This is a genomic window from Phascolarctobacterium sp. Marseille-Q4147 (assembly GCF_017968825.1).
Classification (GTDB): domain Bacteria; phylum Bacillota; class Negativicutes; order Acidaminococcales; family Acidaminococcaceae; genus Phascolarctobacterium_A.
The window spans coordinates 1,102,812-1,124,666 of record NZ_CP072874.1; the positions used below are offsets into that span (position 1 = coordinate 1,102,812).

At 48.9% G+C, this 21,855-nt stretch carries 26 protein-coding genes and 1 riboswitch; of the genes, 19 read left to right on the forward strand and 7 right to left on the reverse strand.

Annotated elements, in window-relative coordinates; all coding sequences use genetic code 11:
• Window positions 1-5: 5 nt before the first annotated feature.
• The 5 genes from KAH19_RS05150 to KAH19_RS05170 all read right to left on the reverse strand — a co-directional run bounded on the left by KAH19_RS05150 (window position 6) and on the right by KAH19_RS05170 (window position 4,293).
• Window positions 6-650 carry an amino acid ABC transporter permease gene (locus tag KAH19_RS05150; protein ID WP_210685382.1) on the reverse strand — a complete coding sequence of 215 codons (645 nt, stop codon included), beginning with the start codon at window positions 648-650 and terminating at the stop codon, window positions 6-8.
• Window positions 651-720: 70 nt separating this feature from the next.
• The gene (locus KAH19_RS05155) at window positions 721-1,497 is read right to left on the reverse strand and encodes an amino acid ABC transporter substrate-binding protein (protein ID WP_009146389.1); all 777 of its coding nucleotides are present in this window, start codon (window positions 1,495-1,497) and stop codon (window positions 721-723) included.
• A 165-nt stretch (window positions 1,498-1,662) separates the two neighbouring features.
• Window positions 1,663-2,493 (reverse strand): MetQ/NlpA family ABC transporter substrate-binding protein, encoded by an 831-nt coding sequence (locus KAH19_RS05160; RefSeq protein ID WP_210685383.1) that lies wholly within the window; start codon window positions 2,491-2,493, stop codon window positions 1,663-1,665.
• 113 nt (window positions 2,494-2,606) lie between these two features.
• Window positions 2,607-3,266 carry a methionine ABC transporter permease gene (locus KAH19_RS05165; protein ID WP_009146391.1) on the reverse strand — a complete coding sequence of 220 codons (660 nt, stop codon included), beginning with the start codon at window positions 3,264-3,266 and terminating at the stop codon, window positions 2,607-2,609.
• On the reverse strand, window positions 3,256-4,293 hold the full coding sequence (locus tag KAH19_RS05170; RefSeq protein WP_210685384.1) for a methionine ABC transporter ATP-binding protein: 1,038 nt from the start codon (window positions 4,291-4,293) through the stop codon (window positions 3,256-3,258). Before KAH19_RS05170 ends, KAH19_RS05165 begins: the two co-directional genes overlap by 11 nt.
• A 191-nt stretch (window positions 4,294-4,484) precedes the next feature.
• A riboswitch (SAM riboswitch) is annotated at window positions 4,485-4,584 on the reverse strand.
• A gap of 309 nt (window positions 4,585-4,893) precedes the next feature.
• On the opposite strand from KAH19_RS05170, the gene KAH19_RS05175 reads away from it, so the two are divergent.
• The 16 genes from KAH19_RS05175 to KAH19_RS05250 all read left to right on the forward strand — a co-directional run bounded on the left by KAH19_RS05175 (window position 4,894) and on the right by KAH19_RS05250 (window position 16,911).
• Window positions 4,894-5,199: a YerC/YecD family TrpR-related protein gene (locus KAH19_RS05175; protein ID WP_021719150.1), complete on the forward strand. Its 306-nt coding sequence runs from the start codon at window positions 4,894-4,896 to the stop codon at window positions 5,197-5,199.
• A complete protein-coding gene (gene hisZ / locus KAH19_RS05180; protein WP_210685385.1) occupies window positions 5,192-6,361 on the forward strand; it encodes an ATP phosphoribosyltransferase regulatory subunit in 1,170 nt (389 codons plus the stop codon). The genes KAH19_RS05175 and hisZ overlap by 8 nt, the downstream gene beginning before the upstream one ends.
• Before the next feature lie 61 nt (window positions 6,362-6,422).
• Window positions 6,423-7,073 (forward strand): ATP phosphoribosyltransferase, encoded by a 651-nt coding sequence (gene hisG / locus KAH19_RS05185; RefSeq protein WP_009146395.1) that lies wholly within the window; start codon window positions 6,423-6,425, stop codon window positions 7,071-7,073.
• 1 nt (window position 7,074) lies between these two features.
• The gene (hisD, locus tag KAH19_RS05190; RefSeq protein ID WP_210685386.1) at window positions 7,075-8,418 is read left to right on the forward strand and encodes a histidinol dehydrogenase; all 1,344 of its coding nucleotides are present in this window, start codon (window positions 7,075-7,077) and stop codon (window positions 8,416-8,418) included.
• A gap of 11 nt (window positions 8,419-8,429) precedes the next feature.
• Window positions 8,430-9,626 carry a histidinol-phosphate transaminase gene (locus KAH19_RS05195; RefSeq protein ID WP_210685387.1) on the forward strand — a complete coding sequence of 399 codons (1,197 nt, stop codon included), beginning with the start codon at window positions 8,430-8,432 and terminating at the stop codon, window positions 9,624-9,626.
• Window positions 9,623-10,207 carry an imidazoleglycerol-phosphate dehydratase HisB gene (gene hisB, locus KAH19_RS05200; RefSeq protein WP_210685388.1) on the forward strand — a complete coding sequence of 195 codons (585 nt, stop codon included), beginning with the start codon at window positions 9,623-9,625 and terminating at the stop codon, window positions 10,205-10,207. The genes KAH19_RS05195 and hisB overlap by 4 nt, the downstream gene beginning before the upstream one ends.
• Window positions 10,208-10,266: 59 nt before the next feature.
• The gene (hisH, locus tag KAH19_RS05205) at window positions 10,267-10,872 is read left to right on the forward strand and encodes an imidazole glycerol phosphate synthase subunit HisH (protein ID WP_210685389.1); all 606 of its coding nucleotides are present in this window, start codon (window positions 10,267-10,269) and stop codon (window positions 10,870-10,872) included.
• Window positions 10,873-10,882: 10 nt separating this feature from the next.
• The gene (hisA, locus tag KAH19_RS05210) at window positions 10,883-11,617 is read left to right on the forward strand and encodes a 1-(5-phosphoribosyl)-5-[(5-phosphoribosylamino)methylideneamino]imidazole-4-carboxamide isomerase (protein WP_210685390.1); all 735 of its coding nucleotides are present in this window, start codon (window positions 10,883-10,885) and stop codon (window positions 11,615-11,617) included.
• A gap of 1 nt (window position 11,618) precedes the next feature.
• Window positions 11,619-12,377: an imidazole glycerol phosphate synthase subunit HisF gene (gene hisF, locus KAH19_RS05215; RefSeq protein ID WP_021719142.1), complete on the forward strand. Its 759-nt coding sequence runs from the start codon at window positions 11,619-11,621 to the stop codon at window positions 12,375-12,377.
• Window positions 12,377-13,009: a bifunctional phosphoribosyl-AMP cyclohydrolase/phosphoribosyl-ATP diphosphatase HisIE gene (gene hisIE / locus KAH19_RS05220; RefSeq protein ID WP_210685391.1), complete on the forward strand. Its 633-nt coding sequence runs from the start codon at window positions 12,377-12,379 to the stop codon at window positions 13,007-13,009. The genes hisF and hisIE overlap by 1 nt, the downstream gene beginning before the upstream one ends.
• A gap of 179 nt (window positions 13,010-13,188) precedes the next feature.
• Entirely contained in the window at window positions 13,189-13,431 is a 243-nt protein-coding gene (locus tag KAH19_RS05225; protein WP_210685392.1) for a type II toxin-antitoxin system HicA family toxin, read from the forward strand.
• Entirely contained in the window at window positions 13,428-13,790 is a 363-nt protein-coding gene (locus KAH19_RS05230) for a type II toxin-antitoxin system HicB family antitoxin (protein WP_210685393.1), read from the forward strand. The genes KAH19_RS05225 and KAH19_RS05230 overlap by 4 nt, the downstream gene beginning before the upstream one ends.
• 205 nt (window positions 13,791-13,995) lie before the next feature.
• Entirely contained in the window at window positions 13,996-14,571 is a 576-nt protein-coding gene (locus KAH19_RS05235) for a tryptophan transporter (RefSeq protein ID WP_021719140.1), read from the forward strand.
• On the forward strand, window positions 14,571-15,440 hold the full coding sequence (locus KAH19_RS05240; protein ID WP_210685394.1) for an energy-coupling factor ABC transporter ATP-binding protein: 870 nt from the start codon (window positions 14,571-14,573) through the stop codon (window positions 15,438-15,440). The genes KAH19_RS05235 and KAH19_RS05240 overlap by 1 nt, the downstream gene beginning before the upstream one ends.
• Complete coding sequence (locus KAH19_RS05245; RefSeq protein WP_210685395.1) at window positions 15,440-16,246, forward strand: energy-coupling factor ABC transporter ATP-binding protein; 807 nt, start codon at window positions 15,440-15,442, stop codon at window positions 16,244-16,246. Before KAH19_RS05240 ends, KAH19_RS05245 begins: the two co-directional genes overlap by 1 nt.
• Window positions 16,243-16,911: an energy-coupling factor transporter transmembrane component T gene (locus tag KAH19_RS05250; protein ID WP_210685396.1), complete on the forward strand. Its 669-nt coding sequence runs from the start codon at window positions 16,243-16,245 to the stop codon at window positions 16,909-16,911. The genes KAH19_RS05245 and KAH19_RS05250 overlap by 4 nt, the downstream gene beginning before the upstream one ends.
• 81 nt (window positions 16,912-16,992) lie before the next feature.
• Here KAH19_RS05250 and KAH19_RS05255 read toward each other — a convergent pair whose 3' ends face one another.
• Both KAH19_RS05255 and KAH19_RS05260 read right to left on the reverse strand, forming a co-directional pair.
• Window positions 16,993-17,580 (reverse strand): TetR/AcrR family transcriptional regulator, encoded by a 588-nt coding sequence (locus tag KAH19_RS05255; RefSeq protein ID WP_246869436.1) that lies wholly within the window; start codon window positions 17,578-17,580, stop codon window positions 16,993-16,995.
• 416 nt (window positions 17,581-17,996) lie between these two features.
• Window positions 17,997-18,584, reverse strand: a complete 588-nt coding sequence (locus KAH19_RS05260) for a hypothetical protein (protein WP_210685398.1) — start codon at window positions 18,582-18,584, stop codon at window positions 17,997-17,999.
• Window positions 18,585-18,814: 230 nt separating this feature from the next.
• Here KAH19_RS05260 and KAH19_RS05265 point away from each other — a divergent pair, with 230 nt between their 5' ends.
• The 3 genes from KAH19_RS05265 to KAH19_RS05275 are packed head-to-tail and all read left to right on the forward strand — an operon-like array spanning window position 18,815 to window position 21,840.
• Complete coding sequence (locus tag KAH19_RS05265) at window positions 18,815-19,513, forward strand: response regulator transcription factor (RefSeq protein WP_210685399.1); 699 nt, start codon at window positions 18,815-18,817, stop codon at window positions 19,511-19,513.
• On the forward strand, window positions 19,506-21,068 hold the full coding sequence (locus KAH19_RS05270) for a cell wall metabolism sensor histidine kinase WalK (RefSeq protein ID WP_210685400.1): 1,563 nt from the start codon (window positions 19,506-19,508) through the stop codon (window positions 21,066-21,068). The genes KAH19_RS05265 and KAH19_RS05270 overlap by 8 nt, the downstream gene beginning before the upstream one ends.
• A complete protein-coding gene (locus tag KAH19_RS05275; RefSeq protein ID WP_210685401.1) occupies window positions 21,061-21,840 on the forward strand; it encodes an SDR family NAD(P)-dependent oxidoreductase in 780 nt (259 codons plus the stop codon). The genes KAH19_RS05270 and KAH19_RS05275 overlap by 8 nt, the downstream gene beginning before the upstream one ends.
• Window positions 21,841-21,855: the final 15 nt, after the last annotated feature.

Sequence of the window (21,855 nt, forward strand, 5' to 3'; positions counted from 1 at the left end):
TCCTCCTATTGGTCATATCTGGAGAAGCGTTTTTCCAGACGTTCAAAAACAATGGTTAAAATCAGAGTTGCCAGCAGATAGAAGACTGCAGCAACGATGAAGGGGGTAATAGAAAAGTCACGCTGTACCAGGTTGCGTGCGGTACGCATCAGATCGTTCATCGCCAGAACGTATACCAGGGAGGTATCCTTTACCAGAGTAATGGTTTCGTTGCTGATAGGCGGCAGAATGATGCGGATAACCTGCGGCAGGATAATGCGGCGCATGGTCTGCACATAGTTCATGCCCAGAGTGTGCGCTGCTTCGTATTGGCCTGCAGGAATTGCCTGGATGCCGGCGCGGAAGATTTCGCAGAAGTAGGCAGCGTAGTTTAATACAAAGGCTACGATGGCCGATTCAAAGTCCGGCAGGCGGATGCCGACGGACGGCAGTACGAAGTAAACAAAGAAAATCTGCAGCATCAGCGGGGAGCCGCGCAAAATCCAAACGTAGCCGCCGATGAGGGCCTGCAGGGGTTTAATGCCGGAAACACGGCCGAGGCTGAGCAGAATGCCCAACGGAATGCTCAGGACGATGGTGATAATAAAAACTTGAAATGATACCAGGCAGCCATCCATCATCTGAGGGATGATATTTAAAACGTAATCCATAAATTATTTCTCTCCATATAATTATAATATGGGCTGCCGCTAAATGCGACAGCCCTCAAGTGATAACAAATTAATATTTTGTGATATCTGCGCCCATCCATTTTTCGGAAATCTTTTTGCAGGTACCGTCTTTTTTCATTTCATCCATAGCTTTGTCGATGCGGTCTTTAAAGTCTTTGTCATCCTTACGGAAGGCAATTGCTACAACCTCATCACCCATGTTCTGTTCAAGAATTCTGTAGGCACCGGGTTTCTTTTTGTCATAATAGCCGCGAGCAAGAACTGCGTCTACGATAGCAGCATCAACACGTTTGTTGTCTATTTCCATGTAAATAGCTGCGAAGTCGGGATATTTGCGAACTTCCTTCATGGAAGCTGCCAGCTCTTTGTGTGCAGGCTGTTCGAGCAGGTAGGAGCCTGTGCTGTCATCCTGTACCGCTACGATTTTACCCTTTAAATCTTCGAGGGTTTTAATCGGAGAATCTTTAGGAACAACAACCAGCTGGGAGTTGTTGATGTAAGGCTTGGACATGCCATATACCTTTTCACGCTCCGGGTTAACGGTGAAGCAGTTCCAGATAGCGTCAATGCGTTTGGATTTGAGCTCTGCTTCCTTTGCACCCCAGTCGATTGGTTTAAATTCTACTTCCATGCCGGCACGCTTGCAGGCTTCGCGTGCAAGGTCGATATCCATGCCGACGATTTCATTCTTTTCATTGCGGTAACCCATAGGAGCGAAGTTATCGTCCAGGCCGATTACCATTTTTTTCGGGCCGTCGCTGCCGCAGCCGGCAACCATCATGAGCATCATCATCAGGCCCATTACTAAAGCAACTAATTTTTTCATTTTCCACACCTCATTTGTTAATTAGCATTTAACTATGTACCCATTATACTTTAGTATGCTAAATTTGTAAAGTGCTAAATGCAAAAATTTTTTAGAAATTGCGGTAAGGCAAGAAATAAGCTCCCGCAGAAGTCTGCGGGAGCTTTTGGACTATACTTCGGTAAATCAGAATGCCGGAGTAATGGAGCCTTTGAAGTGATCTTCGATGAATTTTTTGTTTTCAGCGGAGGTGTAAATCTTCTTCAGCTGTTCAATGCGCGGATCCTTTTCGTTAGCCTTGGTGGTTACGAAGATGTTGACAAACGGGTTATCAGCGCGTTCAACCAGCAGGCTGTCCTTAGACGGGTTCAGTTTGGCAATCAGTGCATAGTTGGCATTGATTACGGCAATATCAAGGTCGCCCATTGCTTTAGGAATGGAAGCAGCGTCCAACTCCTGAATTTTGTAGTTTTTCGGATTTTTGGTGATGCTTGCTACAGAGGTGGAAACATCATTTTTATCCTTAACTTCGATGAAGCCTTTGTCAGCCAGAACAAGAAGTGCGCGAGCACCGTTGGACGGATCGTTAGGAATGCCGATGGTTGCGCCTGCCGGGATATCCTCAACCTTTTTATATTTGGTGGAATAGATAGCCATCGGGAAGTTTACGGTTTTGAAAGCTTCAACCAGTTCGAATTTAGGCTCTTTTTTCAGAGTTGCTGCCAGATACGGAGCATGTTGCATGGAGTTGGCAAACAGCTCGCCCTGTGCCAGGGATACGTTCGGGGTTACATAGTCTGAGAATTCGACAACCTCAATTTTCAGGCCTTGCTTTTCAGCCAGCTTTTTAACGTTGTCCATGATTTCAGCGTGCGGACCTGCGGTTACGCCGATTTTAACGGGTGCGTTCGGGTCAGCCTTTTTATCGGCTGCCTTGTTGTCGCCACCGCAACCTGCGGCGATGATGGTCAGTGCGCAGAGCGCAACGGTGAGTAAAAGTTTGGTAATCTTCTTCATAAGTTGTTCCTCCCTAAAATAATGGTGGTCTGCTGTCAAACAGCAGCGGCTTTTTTCTTTATTACGTCGATGAAACTCGCTTCATCGTTGTAAACCCTCATTTGGCCTGTAGATTACAGTTTGTTTTTGTTAAGCTTTTTGGATGCGTAGTCGCCTAAGGACTGCATTGCCTGTACCATGACGATGAGCACGACAACGGTGGCAATCATAACGTCCATCTGGAAGCGCTGGTAGCCGTAGCGAATTGCCAAGTCACCAAGACCGCCGCCGCCCAAGGTGCCGGCCATTGCGGAATAGCCGATTAAGCTGATGATGGCAAGCGTTACGCCCAGTACGATGGAATGCATTGCTTCGGGAAGCAGTACCTTAGTGATAATCTGCATCGGGCTTGCACCCATAGCCTGTGCTGCTTCGATAATGCCGGGGTTGATTTCCAGCAAAGAAGATTCAATGATACGTGCAATGAACGGTGCTGCGGAAATAGTCAGCGGCACAATTGCTGCGGTAGTACCGATGGAAGAGCCGACAATCATACGTGTCAGCGGAATAATTGCTACCATTAATATAATGAAAGGAGTGGAACGCGTTGCGTTGACAATCGCGCCCAGAATAGTGTTAAGCGGTTGGTTCGGCAGAATGTGGTCCTTGCGGGTTACGGTAAGAATTACGCCCAGCGGAATGCCGATTAAAGTGGAAAGTGCGGTAGAAGCGAAAACCATGTAGCAGGTTTCCCAAAAGGATTTTATTAAAAGGTCAATCATATCAGGACTCATAGCCAATTACCTCCGTTTTCAGATGCTGCTGATGCAGATATTCCAATGCATTTTTAATGCGCTCGCGGTTACCGGAAATCTCAATCAGCAGAGTGCCGAAGAGGACATCCTTCAGCTGGTCGGTATTACCGGAAATAATGCTTACGTCAACATCAAAATGTTTTACCATGCCGGAAATAATAGGCTCGCTGGCACTGTCACCGATGAAGGAGATACGTACCAGCAGCTTGCTGCCTTCGGTATAGGTATCGCTTAATTTCATCTGTTTAACGATATCAGGCAGCTCGGCGTTGATAACGCTCTTGGTAAATTCTTTGGTAGTGGGGTGCTGCGGATTGGTGAAAACGTCAATCATCGGGCCTTCCTCAATGATGTCGCCGCTTTCGATAACAGCAACGCGGTCACAGATGGTTTTTACAACCTCCATCTGGTGTGTAATCAGCACGATGGTCAGATTCATCTTTTTGTTGATGTCCTGCAGCAGATGCAGAATAGATTTGGTGGTCTGCGGGTCGAGAGCACTGGTTGCTTCGTCGCACAGCAGTACCTTAGGATTGCTTGCCAGGGCGCGGGCAATGCCTACACGCTGTTTCTGACCGCCGGATAACTGGCTGGGATAGTAGTTGGCACGGCTTTCCAGCTGTACCAGCTCCAGCAGAGGACGTACGCGCTTGTCGATTTCGCTCTTGCTCAGACCTTGGATTTCCAGCGGAAAAGCGATGTTATCATAAACAGTACGGCTTGCCAGCAGGTTGAAGTGCTGGAAGATCATGCCGATGCTCTGACGTGCTTTACGCAGCTGTGCTTCGCTCATGGCGGTCAGCTCCTGGCCGTCAACGAATACCTGGCCTGCGGTCGGTTTTTCCAACATATTGATGCAGCGCACCAATGTGGATTTGCCGGCACCGGAAAGACCGATGATACCGAAAATTTCGCCGGCCTTGATGCTCAGGCTTGTTTTGTACAGAGCATGGATGTCGCCGGCCTTGCTGTAGTAGGTTTTTTCTACATTAACTAGTTCTATCATTCTTGTGTTCCTTTCTAATGTGACTGCAAGTTTCAGCAGTCCTTATTTGAGTGTGAGAGATTATTTTCCAATAGAAGTCAGCGGATGTTGCTTGAGAGTCGCATTCTCCGGTGTACGTCTGCTGTCGGAATCGACGGCCGGCGTAAAAAAAATCCTTCACCGGCACGGCGAAGGATACGTTGCATCTGTAATCTTCATCTGCCGGAATTATCCGTTGGAATTGGCACCGTTCACTGATGTGTGGTTGCCGTAGCTTCATCGGGCCAGTCCCTCAGCTACTCTTGATGAAATCTCTGTTAAGTTTGAATGAAATAATCATACATCTATTTTAGGATATTGTCAACAGTTTTGCGTAAAATTTACTGAAAAACTGTAAAGCTGTAAAGCTGCGTCCAATGGATTTCAGGAATTGCTCAAATTATATCAAAATGCTAGGTAATTGTAAAGCGAAATGCGAAATTTTTTACAAAACCTGCGGAAAAAAGATTTTTTGTAAATTTTTCCTTGACTTTCGCAAGATAAAGTATTAAAGTATTTTTACGAGTTAGTGAGTTAAAGTACTATCGTTATATGCACGTAACGCACAGGAGGAAACTAAAAATGGCAGCAAATATTCATGATCATTTAACAGACCAATTATTCAAAGCGATTCTCAGCTTAAAGGATGAGGAGCAATGCTATAAATTTTTTGAGGATATCTGTACTATCAGCGAGCTGAAGGCCATGGCACAGCGCCTGGAGGTGGCGCGCATGCTGGATGAGGGCTGTATTTACGAAACTATCGTAGAGAAAACCGGTGCCAGCACCGCAACCATTTCACGTGTTAAGCGTTGTCTTGTTTACGGCGCGGATGGTTATAATTCTGTTATGCAAGTTATAAAAGAGGGGAAGAAAGAAGATGACTAATAAGGTATATCAGGTTCCCTACGGAACCAAGGATATTCTGCCGGGAGAGATGAAGACACGCCGTGGAATCGAAAATGCGATTATCAATGTTTTTGACAAATGGGGCTATGATGAGGTAAAAACACCCGATTTTGAATATGTTGATACCTTCGGCGCTGCCGGTACCAAAGGGGATTTCCGGTTTTTTGACCGCAGCAATAATCTGCTGGCACTGCGCAATGATATGACGGCGCCGATTGCCCGCCTGACAGCGACGCGCCTGCAGGGCGGCGAAAAGATTAAACGTCTTTGCTATCTGGCAAACCTTTACCGCTATGAAGAAATTCAGGCAGGACGCCAATGCGAATTTGAGCAGGCCGGTGTAGAAATGCTGGGTGCCAGCGGCGCTGCTGCCGATGCCGAGGTTATCGTGCTGGCAGCCGAAGCATTGCAGGCTGCAGGCTTGCAGAAGTTCGCTATCAGCCTGGGCCACGTTGATTTTATCAACGGCCTGGCGGAGGAAGCAGGCTTTGATGCTGCTCAGCTGCAGCAGCTGAAGGATTGCCTGCGCCGTCATGATGCTGTGGGTATGCAGCAGATGGCAGATGCGATGGAAAATATCCGTCCGGAAATCAAGCAGCTTTTTGCCGATTTCCTCTTCCTGCAGGGTGGCATAGAGCTTTTAGACAAAGTTGCTGCAATAGTAACTAACGCTAAGTGCCAAGGCGCTCTGAATGATTTGCGCAAAATCTATAAGCTGGTGGAAGCATATGGCGCTGCAGACTATTTGAGCTTTGATCTTGGCTTGTACCGTTCACTTGATTATTACACCGGTATGCTTTTTGAAGTGTATCTGCCGGAAATGGGTTATCCGGTGGCAGGCGGTGGCCGCTACGACAAGATGATGCAGCGCTTCGGCCTGGAGTGCCCGGCAACAGGTTTTGCTGTTGGCGTAGACCGCGTGCTGCTGGCTTTGGAGCGCAACGGCGTTGTTACCAACAACCGCACCTGGGACGTGCTGGTAGCCTGGAGCGAAGGCAAGCTGCCGGAGGCGATTGCCAAAGCGACAGCATTGCGCCGCGAAGGCCGCAGCGTTAAGCTACTGACCGAGGCTGCGGACCTGCAGGGAGCAGCGCTCGCCGTAAAGGAATATGGCTGTAAATCGTTAGTATATGTAGAATAAGCTTAAAGGAAAAAATTAGACGCATTAAGCTTATGGCTGGAAAATATAGAGGGGTATTTTTATGGACGAATACATTACTATAGCATTGCCGAAGGGCAAGCTGTTCGATAAGTCTGTACGCCTGCTGGCGAAGGTAGGCTACAGCGCCGAAAACGTTACCGAGGATTCGCGCAAGCTGGTTATCAGCAACGAGGAAACCAAGGTGCGATTCATTATTGCCAAAACCGTTGATGTGCCGACGTATGTTGAATACGGTGCGGCAGATATCGGTATCATCGGCAAGGATGTGCTGCTGGAGCAGGATAAGGACGTAGTGGAGCTTTTGGATTTGGGCTTTGGCCGTTGCCGCCTGATGATGGCAGTGCCGGAGGCTAAGCGACGCGCCAAGCTGACGGATTACGCTCACCTGAGGGTAGCAACGAAGTATCCTAACTGCGCCAAGGCTTATTTCAATAAGCTGGGCATTCAGACGGAAATTGTGAAGCTCAACGGCTCAATTGAGCTGGGACCTATCGTAGGCCTGAGCGAAATGATTGTAGATATAGTAGAAACAGGGCGCACCCTGAAAGAAAATAAACTGGCGGAGGTTGATTCTATTTTTACCGCTACTGCCAGACTGATTGCCAACCGCGCCAGCTTCAAGCTGAAATTTGCCCGCTTACATAAGCTGGTTGAGGATTTACGTATTGTTTTAAATGAGGAGGATAAATAAAATGCAGGTTACAGACGCAAGAAAGATGAGCGCAGCAGAGATTGCTGCTTTAATGAAGAAGAAGGCTTTTGACGAGGTGGAATTATCTCCGCGCATTCAGGCAGGCACGGATGCTATGTTCGGCAGACACATGACGGCAGCACAGGTTGTTGACCAGATTGTCGCTGATGTGCGTAAAAACGGTGACGAAAGCCTTTTTTACTATACTAAGCTGATTGACCGCGTAGAGCTGACACCGGAAAATATCCGCGTAACCGAGGAAGAATTTGCGGAAGCGGAAGCTATTGTCAAACCGGAAGTAAAGGCTGCTTTGGAGCGTGCTATTGCTAACGTAATGAAGTTCCATGAGGAGCAGATGCCGAAAACCTGGCTTACGAACCGCCCTTACGGTTCACTGCTGGGACAAAAGGTTACCCCGGTTGATTCCGTCGGTATTTATGTTCCCGGCGGCACTGCTGCTTATCCTTCGTCTGTAATGATGAATGCCTGCCCGGCAAAGGTAGCAGGCGTTCCCCGCATTGTGATGGCCGTACCGCCCGGAAAGGACGGCAAGGTTAATCCGAACGTGCTGGTAACGGCAAAATTAATCGGCGTTACCGAAATTTATAAAATGGGCGGCGCTCAGGCGATTGCTGCGCTGGCCTTTGGCACTGCAACCGTACCGAAGGTAGAAAAAATTACCGGCCCCGGCAACATCTTCGTAACTTTGGCTAAAAAAGCCGTTATCGGCCACGTAGATATTGATATGCTGGCCGGCCCGAGCGAAATTTTAATTGTAGCAGATGACAGCGCTAATCCGACTTATTTGGCAGCAGACCTGCTGAGCCAGGCAGAGCATGACCCGCTGGCTTGCGCTATTCTGATTACCGACAGCGAGCGTGTAGCTAATGCTGTGGGCGAAGAAATAGAAGTACAGCTGGCACAGCTGCCGCGTAAGGAAATTGCCGGCACCTCGCTGCAGCAGGCAGGCAAGATTATCCTTGCCAAGGATATGCCTACCGTTATCGAAATGGCTAACCTTTCCGCACCGGAGCATTTGGAAATCATGACCAAGGCACCGTTTGAAATTATGCCGTATATCCGTAATGCCGGCGCTATGTTCCTCGGTGCTTATTCACCGGAACCGCTGGGCGATTACTATGCAGGACCGAACCACGTTCTGCCGACAGGCGGTACGGCGAAGTTCTATTCCGTACTGAACGTAGAAACCTTTATGAAGAAAACAAGCATTATTGTCTACACTGCTCCGGCATTGATGGCTGCTGCTGACGATATTATTACCTTGGCTGAAGCAGAGGGATTGCAGGCTCATGCCAACGCTATCCGTAAACGTGTGGGTAAATAAGGAGGCAGAAAATGAGTAGCTTTACTGTTCGCCAGAGTATTGAGGCGATGGAGGAATATGCCGTAGAAAGCGTGGCGGCGGATATTATTGTTAACGCCAACGAAAGCAATTACCCGCTGCCGCAGGAGATTGCGGAAAAAATTAACCAGCGCACCGCACGATTTCCGTTTAACCGTTATCCGCCGATTAAATCGGAAAACCTGTGCGAGGTTATTGCCAAAGAGCTGGATGTAGATATTGACTGTGTAAAAATCGGCAACGGCTCCAGCGAGCTGTTGGAAAAGGCCTGCTATGTTTTTGGCGGACCGGGCAAAAAGATTGCCGTACCATGGCCTTCTTTTTCTATGTACGGCGAATACGCTGCCCTTTCCGACAGCGAGGAGGTACGCTATCCGCTGACAGCCGAAGGCTTTGTTGATGCGGATAGTGTTATCAGCTTTTGCAAGGAGCAGCAGCCGTCGCTTTTAATCGTCTGCAATCCGAATAACCCGACAGGCAACTATAACAGCCTGGCGGCTATGGAAAAAATTCTTGCTAATGTAGACTGCCCTGTTATTATGGATGAGGCTTATATGGAATTTGTCGATGGCAAGGAGCTGGCACCGAATGACCTGCGTCCGATGCATAAACTGTGGCTGGTAGCAGGCTCTACACTTAGCTTAGTTGGACGCTACAGCAATCTGATGGTTTTCCGCACCTTTTCCAAGGCCTATGGGCTGGCTGGCTTGCGCTGCGGTTACGCAGTGGGTGCGCTGGGGCTGGTGCGTCAGCTGGGCAAGGCGCTGCTGCCGTATCATGTAAATGCTTTTACGCTGATGGCAGCTAAAACAGTTTACGAAAACAAGGAATTGTATAAAGAACGCATCAAAACCATCCGTGAGGAACGCGAAAAATTTGCGGACTGTCTGAAAGCCTTAGGCTTTAAGGTATGGCCTACAGCAACTAATTTTGTCACCTTCCGTGCGGAGGGTGAGCTGATGCAGCAGCTTGCCAAGGCTTATGCGGCGAAATATAGCGAAAGATTGCCGGAGCAGGCTGCAGGAGGCAAGCTGATATTTAAATATCTTTTGGCCAACAGTATTCTGGTGCGTGATTTCAGCACGCATCCGGTGCTGCAGGGCTGCTTGCGTATCACCATCGGCTTACCTGAAGAAAACAAGCAGATTATTGCTAAAATCACCGAACTGTGTGCGGAGGTAAAAGCATGAGAAGCGGTAATGTAGAAAGAAAAACACTGGAAACAGGCATCAGCGCCGAATGGTGTCTTGATGGCAGCGGCAGCTGCGAAATAAATACAGGCATCGGCTTTTTTGACCATATGCTGACGCTTTTGGCGAAGCACAGCTTCAGTGATCTGGTGGTGCATGCTGTGGGTGACCTGGATGTTGACAGCCATCATACGGTGGAGGACTGCGGTATTGTCCTCGGCCAGGCGCTGAAGGAGGCTGTGGGCGATAAGGCAGGTATTCACCGTTACGGCAACTGCTTTTTGCCGATGGATGAAGCGTTGGTGCAGGTGTGCCTGGATTTCAGCGGCCGTCCGTATCTTGTTTTTGATGCGGATATTCCAAAGGTACAGCTTGGCATTTACGATGCCGAAATGACGGAGGAATTCTTCCGTGCGTTGGCAATGCAGGCAGGCCTTACGCTGCACATCCGCGTGCTTTACGGCAAGAATACGCATCACATCATCGAAGCAATTTTCAAGGGCTTTGCCAGAGCTTTGGCCGAGGCTGTAGCCTTTGACAGCCGTGTACATGGTGTTATGAGCAGCAAGGGTACACTTTAAGACACACTATAAAGCACCGTTGCTTCACATATGTTGTAAGTTAGCATGAGGGAAAATATATGAGTAAAAAAATAACGATTATAGATTATGGCATGGGCAATCTTTACAGCGTACAGAATGCACTGCGCTCTATCGGCGCAGAACCTGTGGTGACAAGCGATGCAGAGGTTATCGCGAATGCTGAAAAGATTCTGCTTCCTGGCGTGGGTGCCTTTGGCGATTGCATGGCTAACCTGGAAAAATCGGGCCTGATTTCCGTGATTATGGACAGTCTGCACAGCGGCAAGCCTTTTCTCGGCATCTGCCTGGGCATGCAGCTTTTGTTTGAGGGCAGCGACGAAGCACCGGGAGTTAAGGGCCTGGGCTTCTTCAAAGGTCAGGTGCGCCTGCTGCATACCGAGCTGAAAATTCCGCATATGGGCTGGAATAAGCTGGAGCTGTGCAGTCCTTCGCCGCTTTTAGAGGGTGCGGATGGTGAATATGTTTACTTTGTGCACAGCTTTCATGCGGAGCCGGAGGACAGAAGCATTATTACCTCGGTCTGTGACTATGGCATGGAGGTTACTGCTTCCGTAGGACGCGGCAATGTACAGGCCTTCCAGTTCCATCCGGAAAAGTCGAGCAGAGTCGGCATGCGCCTGCTGAAAAATTTTGTTGAATTATGAGGGGAAAATTATGATTATATATCCTGCAATAGATATCCGTGGCGGACGCTGCGTGCGTCTGACGGAGGGACGCTTTGATGCGGAAACTGTTTTTGCCGATGATCCGGCGGAGATGGCAGCCAAATGGGCTGCTTGTGGCGCCGAATGGCTGCATCTTGTTGATCTTGACGGTGCGCTGGCGGGCGAGGGCAAAAACCTGCCTGTGATTGAGCGTATCCTCAAAACTGTAAAAATTCCGGTGGAGCTTGGCGGTGGTATCCGCAATCTGCAAGCGATAGAAAAGCTTTTGGAGCTGGGTGTGGAGCGCCTGATTCTGGGCAGCGCTGCCGTAAAGAATCCTGAGCTTGTCAAGGAGGCCTGCGCCAAATATCCCGGACATATCGCTGTCGGCATTGATGCGAAGAACGGCGATGTAGCTATCGAAGGCTGGGGCGAGGGCAGCGGCGTTGCCGCAACCGAGCTGGCAAAGCGCATGGCGGACTACGGCGTGGCAACGATTATCTTTACCGATATCAGCCGTGACGGTATGCTCAGCGGCGTAAATGCCGAAGCGACAGCGGCGCTGGCGCGGGCCTGCGGCGTACCGATTATTGCCAGCGGCGGCGTAGCTTCGCTGGACGATATCCGCAATGTGAAAAAATACGAAAAGGACGGCGTAGCAGGCTGTATTATCGGTAAGGCAATTTATACCGGTGCCGTTAATCTGCCGGATGCTTTAAAAATTGCTGCGGCAAAGGAGGAATAAGATGCTTACGAAGAGAATTATTCCTTGTCTTGATGTTAAGGAAGGACGTGTTGTCAAGGGCACGAACTTTGTCGGCCTGCGTGATGCCGGTGACCCGGTGGAGCGTGCGGCGGCTTATGATGCCGAGGGTGCCGATGAGCTTGTTTTCCTTGATATTACTGCGACCTTTGAGGAGCGCAAGGCGATGCTGGATGTTATCAGCAGAACTGCGGCCAAGGTTTTTATGCCGCTGACAGTCGGCGGCGGCATCAGCAGCGTGGAGGATATCAAAAACGCTCTGCGTGCCGGTGCCGATAAAACCTCGCTCAATTCCGCTGCGGTAAAAAATCCGCAGCTGATTGCCGACGGTGCCAAACTGTTTGGTAACCAGTGCATTGTTCTCGCAATTGATGCACGTAAATGCGGTGAGAACAAGTGGGAGGTTTATGTGCAGGGCGGGCGTAAGCCGACGGGCCTTGATGCCGTAGAATGGGCAAAAAAAGGCGTAGCGCTCGGTGCCGGAGAAATCCTGCTGACAAGCATGGATGCCGACGGCACGAAAAACGGCTATGACATTGCTCTGACGAAGGCCGTGAGCAGTGCCGTAAATGTGCCTGTTATCGCTAGCGGCGGTGCAGGTAAGCTGGAGGATTTCTATGATGTGCTGACAGAAGGTGGCGCTGACGCTGTGTTGGCGGCCTCTGTTTTTCACTATAAAACCTTCACTATTAAGCAGGTGAAGGAGTATCTGCGTTCTCGAGGTATAGAGGTGAGGTTATAATGCAGATCGATATTTCTAAAATCAAATTTGACAGCAGAGGTCTTGTGCCTGCTGTTGTTGTAGATGTACGCACGAACGATGTTGTTATGCTGGCGTACATGAATGAGGAGTCATTGCTCAAAACATTAGAAACAGGTTATACCTGGTTCTGGAGCCGCAGCCGTCAAGAGCTGTGGAACAAGGGCGCAACTAGCGGCAATCTGCAGAAGGTTGTGGAGCTGTTCTACGACTGCGACGGTGACGCGCTGCTCGTAAAGGTAGAGCAGCAGGGAGTGGCCTGCCATACAGGTGAATATTCCTGCTTCCATAATCCGCTGTGGCATACGTCCAATCTGCCGGTGCCTGAGGTAGAAGGCCTGCCGAAGGTTATCAGCGAGCTGTACCGCATGATTTTGTACAAGAGTCAGGCTGATGATGCGGAGATGAAGTTCCTCATGAGCGGCAGTCAGGATAAGCTGCTGCAAAAGCTGGGCAACGAAATTACGGAAACGATTATCGCGTCCAAAAACGGCGAAAAGGATAAGGTGCTGCACGAAATGGCAGATTTGTGGTATCACTGCCTGGTGCTTCTGGCTTATCACAACATTACGCCGGAGGAGCTGCTGCGTGAGCTTGGGGGCAAGAGAGCGTAAAGAAAATTTTACAATATAAAATATATATGTTAGACTATAAGCAGTTGCATGATTATCTTCGTTTAGCGAAAATGTCGTGCCTGACTGTGTGAGTCAGTGGCATCTGTCGAGCTTTCGGCAGATGCCTTTTTTATTGACACCACATATGACACCAAGTATAATGGAGGTAGAAAGAAGCTATGTCACAATGGGAAAAGCTAATGTACAAGCTGAAGAAATTATCGCCTGATATGCGGTTTGAGGAATTGCAGAAAATATTGGAAAGCTATGGCTATGAAATGCAATCTCCGCGAAGTGGCAGCAGCCATTTTTCGTTTCGTAAAAAGGGCAGAGCTGTTATTACTATTCCTAAGCATAAACCAATCAAAAAGGTGTATATTAAGTTAGTGAAAAATATTGTGGAAAGCGAGGAAGAAAAATGAAAACTTTAGAAGATTACATGAAGCTGAATTATCGCCTTGAGTTTGAGCCTGATGAAGATGAAGGCGGTTATGTTGCTTATTTTCCTGAGCTTCCCGGTTGTATTACTATGGGTGATACTATTGAAGAGGCTGCCGCAAATGCAGTCGATGCTAAGCGTACATGGCTGGAAGCCGCTATGGAAAATGAAATGGAAATTCCTCTGCCGGAGAAAAAGGACAAATATTCCGGTCAGTTTAAACTTCGTGTGCCCAGGGCTTTACATAAGCTGTTGAGTCAGCATGCCAAGCAGGAAGGCATCAGCATGAATCAGTATTGTGTGTATCTGCTTACGCGCAATGATGCGTTGAATGCCAAATAAATATATCGGCGCGTAATCCGTCATAAAACATAAAATCTGCTATGTGCAAGCGTAGCAGATTTTTTTATTACCTTTGTAACAATTTTCTTCTCCTGCTATAACGCAGGATACTTTTTTTCGCTAAAGCATTACAAAAGCATTTAAATATAGTATAATGATAACATATTATTTTCTGGCACTATTTTAGGGAGAGGTGTAATTACTCATGGATGAAAGAAATAATAAGCCTGTGCCGCAGCTGATAGAGGTTGAGCCAATGCAGGATGGCTACCGCTGGGTCGCAATTACGGCGATGCTGCTGGCAATCGGTATTATTCTGCACACCGTAAGTCCTAACGTCGGCGGTGTAACGCCTAACTGGACCATTGCTATGTATTCTATTGTTATTAATCTGACGCGTCCCAAGCTGTCGCAGGCTATCGGTATCGGTTTTATCGCCGGCCTGACGCTGGTTCCGTCCTCCAAATCGGCTTTCCCGCTGGGCAACGTTGCCAGTGAGCTGGCTGGTGCGACTGTCTGCTGCCTTTTGGTTGAGGCTATGTTCAAAGCAGGTATCAGCGAATGGAAGCTGCGTCCTTTTATCACCGGCTTTGTTGCCACGATGACCAGCGGCGGTCTGTTTACTTTTATCTTGAAGCTTATTTTGGGCTTGCCGCTGCACGTATGGATTTATGCTATGCTGCCGGTTGTTGCGATTGTAGGCCTGCTCAATGGTCTGATAACCTTCTTCCTGTACGCTCCCGTGCGGAAGCTGTTTTACTTTCAGGAGGATGAAAAATAATGGAAAGCGTAATCAACATAGATAATTTTTACTTTGCCTATAAAAAATCGGATTTGGTGCTGCGTGATATCAACTTTGAAATAAAAAAAGGCAGCTTCACCGTTATCACCGGACCGAGTGGTGCCGGTAAGACAACGCTGTGCAAGGCTATGACCGGTATCGTCCCCTATTACATGGGCGGACGCTACAGCGGCGATGTCAAAATTAACGGCGAAAGCACTAAGGGCAAGCGCGTCAGCGATATTGCCATGCGTGTGGGATTTATTATGGAAGACTACGAAAGCCAGCTGGTTTCTCTGACTGCCGGCGAGGAAATTGCCTTCAGCCTGCTGAACCACGGCTTCGCACCGCATGAGGTTGCGGAGCGTACCAGACAGGCACTGGAGGATGTTGGCCTGCCGGGGCGTGAAAGCTATCAGCTCGACGAACTCAGCGGCGGTCAGCGCCAGCGTCTGCTTTTGGCTGCAACGCTTGCCGTGCATCCGGAGATTATTGTGCTGGATGAGCCTGTATCCGCAATGGACCCGGACGGTGCACGTTCCCTGTATAAGCTGGTAGACAAAATCCATAAGCAGTATGGTACAACGATTATTGCCGTTGAGCATCGCGTGGATTATGTGCTGCCTTACGTAACGGATATGATTGTACTGAACGAGGGCGAGCTGGTGGTGGCTGATGCCTTTGAGGCTGCTGCTCCTAAAATGTACGAAAATCCCGCATTACGTCCGTTGCTGCCGTCACTGTGGCAGATTAAGCTGGGCCTGGAGGGAAAGCTTGGCGTGGATCTGGGTGATTGGCGCAGCGAAGAGGATGCGCTGGCTGATTTTCGCACCTATGGGATTGTTGCGGCAGAAGGGAGAGCTGACTGATGTTAGAAGCAAAGGATGTCAATTTCGCTTATATGCGCGGACAGCCTGTAATCAAGGATATGGATTGCAAGATAGAGGACGGAGAATTTGTGGCGCTGTTGGGACATAACGGCAGCGGTAAAACAACCTTGAGCCGTCTGTTTATGGCACTGTGCCATCCGCGCAGCGGTCAGGTTTTTGTTGACGGCGAGGATATCGTTAAGCGTGAGCCGGCAGATTTGGCCGACAAAATCGGTTACGTATTCCAAAATCCGGACCTGCAGATTTTAGAGGATACTGTATTTGATGAGGTTGCTTATGGTCCGCGTGCCAAAAAGCTGACGGAAGCAACCATAGAGCGTCAGGTAAACGAAGCTCTGGAGGCTATGGGCCTGACAGAGCTGAAGGACGAGTATCCGCGCCTGCTGTCCTTCGGACAGAAGCGCCGCCTTGGCGTAGCGGCGGCACTGGCGCTTAATCCGCGTACACTGATTCTGGACGAGATTACTAATGGCCAGGATGCGTTGGAAAAGGAAGCTATGATGAGCTACCTGCAGGCAATCAATGAAAAGCGCGGTATTACGATTGTGCTGATTTCGCATGATATGGATATTGTACGCCGTTACGCTAAGCGTGCGATTGTATTGCATTACGGCAAGCTGGTTTACGACGGTACTCCGGCGAAGCTGTTTGACGGCAGCCAGCCTGTAGAGCGCTGGGGTCTGTGCCGTCCTACGGTAGCAGCGTTAGCTGCTTCTTTGGGCATTGAGGCCGCAACTGCCGAAGAATTTTGCAAGCAAGTTATTTGTAAGGAGGGAAGCAGATGAAGCTGACAGCCTTTACACAGATTATAGTTACTCTGGCGGTTACTGCCTGGGTGTTCATCCTGCCGGTAGAAGCGGTAGCCACGATTCTGGTTTTGGAGCTGGCGTTGCTGTTATACATTAAGCATGACAAAATGACGATGGCTGCTATCGGCGGCCTGGCAGTTTTCACCGGTATGATGATTTTACTGCAGCTGCTTTTCGGCTCACCGCTCGATGTATCGCTTATCGGCGGCCTGCGCATGCTGGTTATGACGATGGCGTTTTTGTGCCTGCTGGCAGCGAGCCGTATTCAGGATATTGCCAAGGCTTTGGTAGACCGTTTCCATATGCCCTGCGAATATGCCTTCATGCTGACTACGGCACTGCGCTTTGTGCCTAACTTCCTGACCGACAGCGGTATTACGCTGGATGCACAAAGCTGTCGCGGCTATTCTAACCGTGGCAACATGTTCAAGCGCTTCTTCGCTTATCTGGTTGTTATCCGTCCGTTGGTTATGCGTGCGGTAGCCAAATCGGAAACACTGGCGCTTTCTATGGAGCTGAAGGGCTTTGGCGGCAACACCTATAAGAATATGCCGCCGGCACCGCTGCGTTTCGGAGATATTTTCGTACTCCTTCTGGTAGTAGTGCTGAGTACCTATCCGCTGTGGATTAAATACCTTTAAAAAATAAAGAACTGCGAAAGCTCTGTGCAGTGTATTGCTGTACAAAGCTTTAGCAGTTCTTTTTTGTTGCGTAAACAAGTTTTATTCTCCCTTGGTCTGGAATTCGGCAATGGCAGGATTAATCAATGCCATATAATAACCGGCGACAACCTCGGGACCGGGATTCATTTTGTTTTTGAGCCACCAGCGAATCATGCCGACAAAGCTGCTGGTGAGGCTGTTGATTAAGAAGTCCTCCGGCACTCTTTGTGAGTATTCATCGTAGGAACCGCTCATCTTGATGCTGACGTTCTGCAGCATGTAATCACGGAAGAAGCCTAAGAATAGCGTACCGTCATCGTAATTGATGATGCCAAGGTAGTATTCGCGTTTGTCGCGCAGGTGGTAAAGAATGTGCGTAATACGTGTTTCCGTGTTTTGCGGCATCTCGGAAAAATTATGTGTGGAGCAGGGCGGGATAACGGGGCTGAAGATATGGTCGAAAAGCTCGAAGCAGATTTGGCGTGCCAGATCATCCTTGGTTTCGAAGTGGCTGTAGAAGGTGCTGCGTCCGACGTTGGCTGCATCAATAATTTCCTTAACGCTGACTTTTTCATAGCTCGTTTTGGTAAGCAATTTGACAAAGGCATCGATAATTGCCTGCCGGGTCTTTTTTTGTCTTCTGTCCATGGTATGCAGTGCTCCTCTCCCGATAATGTACAATTTATGAAAAGTGTTCATTAAAGTACGAATTTCGATTTTTGTAGATAGATTTTTTACCCAACTTAGATTATCATATACATAGAGTTTAGTCAAGAACTTGACTTCGCTTCATGATATACTCATACTCATCAAAAAACGTAAAAGGCGTCCGGCGGCAAACGGACGCTTTTTGCGTTGTGCGCAAAAATACAAAACCCCGCGGTCTTACAGCCTGCGGGGTTTTGCTTTTGATGAGTATTGAGTAGAAAAAAGGGTTGAGTTGTATAGCTTGTGTTGCCGCACAAGCTACAGAGTATGTTGTAAAAGCTTCCAGGGGATGAAGCTTTTTACGGTTATATTGAAGGGAAAGAGGATTAATTAATTTTTACTATTTTTGCCTTGCGTTAATCTTGAGGCGGTTGGGGAAATTCGCCATTGTGATGTCTGTAGCCATGGAATTCTTCCTTATGGTGCTTGTAGCTGCGGTATTCACCTTTATGATGTTTGGGCGGCTTCGGCGGCAGTGGTCTGTTGGCTCTTATAGCCTCGCGCTGCTCGGGAGTCATATGCTGCAGGCGCTCGTGGCGTGCCTGGCGCTGCGCCATATCGTCCTTGATGAACTGCTGCACTTCGGCCTTTTGGTCGGAAGTGAGTTTAGACATAGTTTCCTTGGCGTACTTTTCGTGAGCTTCCTTGCGCTCTTTACGCATTTTTTCTACAGCCTTTTCGCGCTGCTCGGGTGTCATGCTCTTCCATTCTTCACGCATTTTTTGGCGCTCGGCACGCTGTTCGGGTGTAAGCTTAGGACCTTGGCGATGCATTCTGTGAACCGGCGGCGGGCAGGGACGGTCTGCGTCATTTTCGTGCAGAATAGCATTTACACGCTCGCTCATAGAAGGCTGCGGTGGACAATCTGCAGAGGCAGCAAAAGCGCTGGTGCAGAAGGCTGTTAAAACTGTACCGGTAATGAGAATCTTTTTCATGTTCAACATTAGAATCACTCCTTATATCTTTAAATCGTTTAGTGGAATTTTGCTTTGCTTAAGGCCCGGCTTTTAGCTGTTCCTTAACTTTGCTTATATTGTACAGGCATTTTATGACTTTTTTATGTTTTTAGACTTAATTTGAGCTGAAAAATATCTTTTTTTGCGTCATACTTTTAACACACTTGGACGTTAAAATGTAATATAATGAAAGAAAGGCAGCTTAAGGAGGGTTTGCGATGAAGAAAATACTTATCGCTGATGATAATAAACAGATTACGACAATTTTATCCGGCTATGCCAAAAAGGAAGGCTTTGAGCCGGTTATTGCGCTGGACGGAGCGGAGGCACTGGATAAATATCTGCAGTATGAGCATGAAATAGCTGTCGTGCTGCTGGATGTTATGATGCCGGAGATAGATGGCTTTGAGGTTTGCCGCCGTTTGCGCAAGGAATCCATGGTGCCGATTATTATGATTACGGCGCGTGGTGAGGATTACGACAAGATTATGGGTTTGGATATCGGTGCGGACGATTATGTGATTAAGCCGTTCAGCGCACCGGAGGTAATGGCCCGCGTGCGTGCGGTACTGCGTCGCCTGGGCGCTCAGGAGCCGGCGAACGCTCAGACTCTGTCTTACGCAAATCTGTACATTAACTTGGAAAAGTATGCAGTGCAGATTAACGGTGAGGATGTGCCGCTGACAAAAAAGGAAATCGAGCTTTTATGGACGCTGGCGAAAAATTCTACGAAGGTTTTCAGCCGTGATAATCTGCTGGACAGCATCTGGGGTTACGATTATTTCGGTGACAGCCGTACGGTTGATTCGCATATCAAGCGCCTGCGCGCCAAGCTGGATAAGTACGAGCACCCTCTGTGGGAAATAAAAACTATCTGGGGCGTAGGCTATCGTTTTGAGGGACACAAGGATGAATAATAAAATTGCTTTAAAGCTGACACTGTATTTTTCTGCGGTGCTGCTTGTTTTTGCGCTGATTATCGGCGGCGTTTTTTACCAGTTCTTCAAACAGCAGACGATTGAAATCAAGGAAAAGGAAATGCGTCTGCGGGCGGAGAAAATTGCCGAAGTGCTGAGTGATAATATGGAGCGTATGGAAAGCCGTCATGGTGACGGTATTGCCAACAGCAAATTTATCAGCTATCTGGATAATGTGACGCAGGAAATCGTCTGGGTGGTGGACAGCAATCGTCAGCTGAGCATCAATAAGGACAGGGTACAGCGTCAGCGTCGTGAGGTACAAAAGCATCATGAGCATAGCGGCTTTGGCCTTTTTAAGCGTCCGCTGCCACCGATTGCCTGGAAGGAACCGCCTAAGACTTCTAAGGAAGCCTATGAAAGACTGCCTGCACAGGTCAGAGAAAAGGTTGAAGAGGGCTTTAGCGGCAAAGAGTTTATTATAGAAGAATATAATCCTGTTCTGGATGGCATTATGCTGACTGTAGGCAGACCGATTTATGACAGCAAGGGACAGGTAAAGGCTGTGCTTTTGCTGCATTCTCCGGTAGCAGGATTGCAAGATGCTATCTGGTCCGGTCTGCGCATTCTGCTTATCAGTCTGCTGGTGGCAATGGCTTTGGGCATGTTGCTTTCGGTAGTGCTCAGCTGGCGCTTTACCGGTACGATAGAAAAAATGAAAAATATTGCCGAGCGTCTGGCGGAACGTGATTACAGCGCTCGCACCAACATTAAGCAAAATGACGAAATCGGCGAGCTGGCACGTACACTAGATGTTTTGGCGGAGCGTCTGGAGCTGGCAGATGCCGAAAGCCAGAAGCTGGAAAAGCTGCGCCGCGAGTTTATTGCCAACATTTCGCATGAGCTGCGCACGCCTGTAACGGTTATCCGCGGCAGTCTGGAGGCCCTGCGTGATGGCGTAGTTACGGAAAAGGCGGATGTAGAGGAATTTCATGAGCAGATGTATAAGGAAAGCCTGTTTTTGCAGCGCCTGATAAATGATCTGCTGGATTTGTCGCGTTTGCAGAATACAGATTTTCCGATTGAAAAGGCTCCGTTGAACTTTGTCGATGTTATGCATGACGCAGTGCGCAGCGGCAGGCAGCTCGGTGCGGATAAAAAGCTGCAGATTACAGGCAGTGCGGATAAGGATATTTATATGCTTAACGGTGATTACGGACGCTTGCGGCAGATGCTGATGATTTTTTTGCATAACAGCATCAAGTTTTCGCCCGAAGGCAGTGAAATTAAGCTGGAGCTGGCAGGCAACAGGCTGAAGCTGATTGACCATGGCTGCGGTATTAAGGAAGAGGATATTCCGCATGCCTTCGACCGCTTTTATAAGGCGCGCAATGAGCATAATAAGAGTGGCAGCGGTCTGGGACTGGCAATCGCCAAGCAGATTGCCCAGCGCCATGATATGCAGCTGGAGCTGCAGAGCAAGCTCGGTGAAGGTACTACAATTATTATCGGTTTGCCGCCCGAGCTGAAGGAAAAGGAGTATGCGGATGAATAAGATGAATTACGGCTGTGAGGGATTATGCGTTGCTATCAGCGGCGGTACGTCAGGCATCGGGCTGGCGGCGGCGCTGCGCTTTTTGACGGACGGCGCGCGTGTATATATTTTGGGACGTTCAAAGGAGCGTGGCGCACAGGCTTTGCGTTATCTGGAGGAGCAGACAGGAAAGCAGGCAGTATATATTTCCTGTGACGTGACGAAGCAGGCTGAATGCAAGGCTGCAGTGGCAAAGATTGCCGAGCAGGAGGGCAAGCCTGATTGGCAATTGGATATCTTGGTCAACAGTGCAGGCTTTTATCGCGAGCAGCGTCTGGAGCAGCTTACGGAAGCAGATTTTGATGCGATGATGAACGTCAATGTTAAGGGTATGATGTTTTTGACGCAGGCAGCGTTGCCTTATCTGCGCAGCAAAAGTAGCGTGGTGAATATTGCGTCGGATGCTGCTGTCAGCGGCAATTACGGCTGTGCGCTTTATTGTGCGACTAAAGGTGCGGTGGTGGCGTTTACCAGAGCGCTGGCGCTGGATTTGGCGCCGAGCGTGCGCGTGAACTGCGTTTGCCCGGCAGACGTTGATACGCCGCTTTTGGCGCAGCAGCTTGCTGATGCGAACGGCGGTTATACGCTGGCGGATGTAGCTGCAGCCTATCCGTTGCAGCGGATTGCTGCAGCCGGTGAGATTGCTCACGTAATCTGCAGTCTGGCGTCCCCTGCCAACAGCTTTATGACCGGCAGTATTGTAACTGTCGACGGTGGGCTGACAGCCGGATAAATATTGTAAATATTG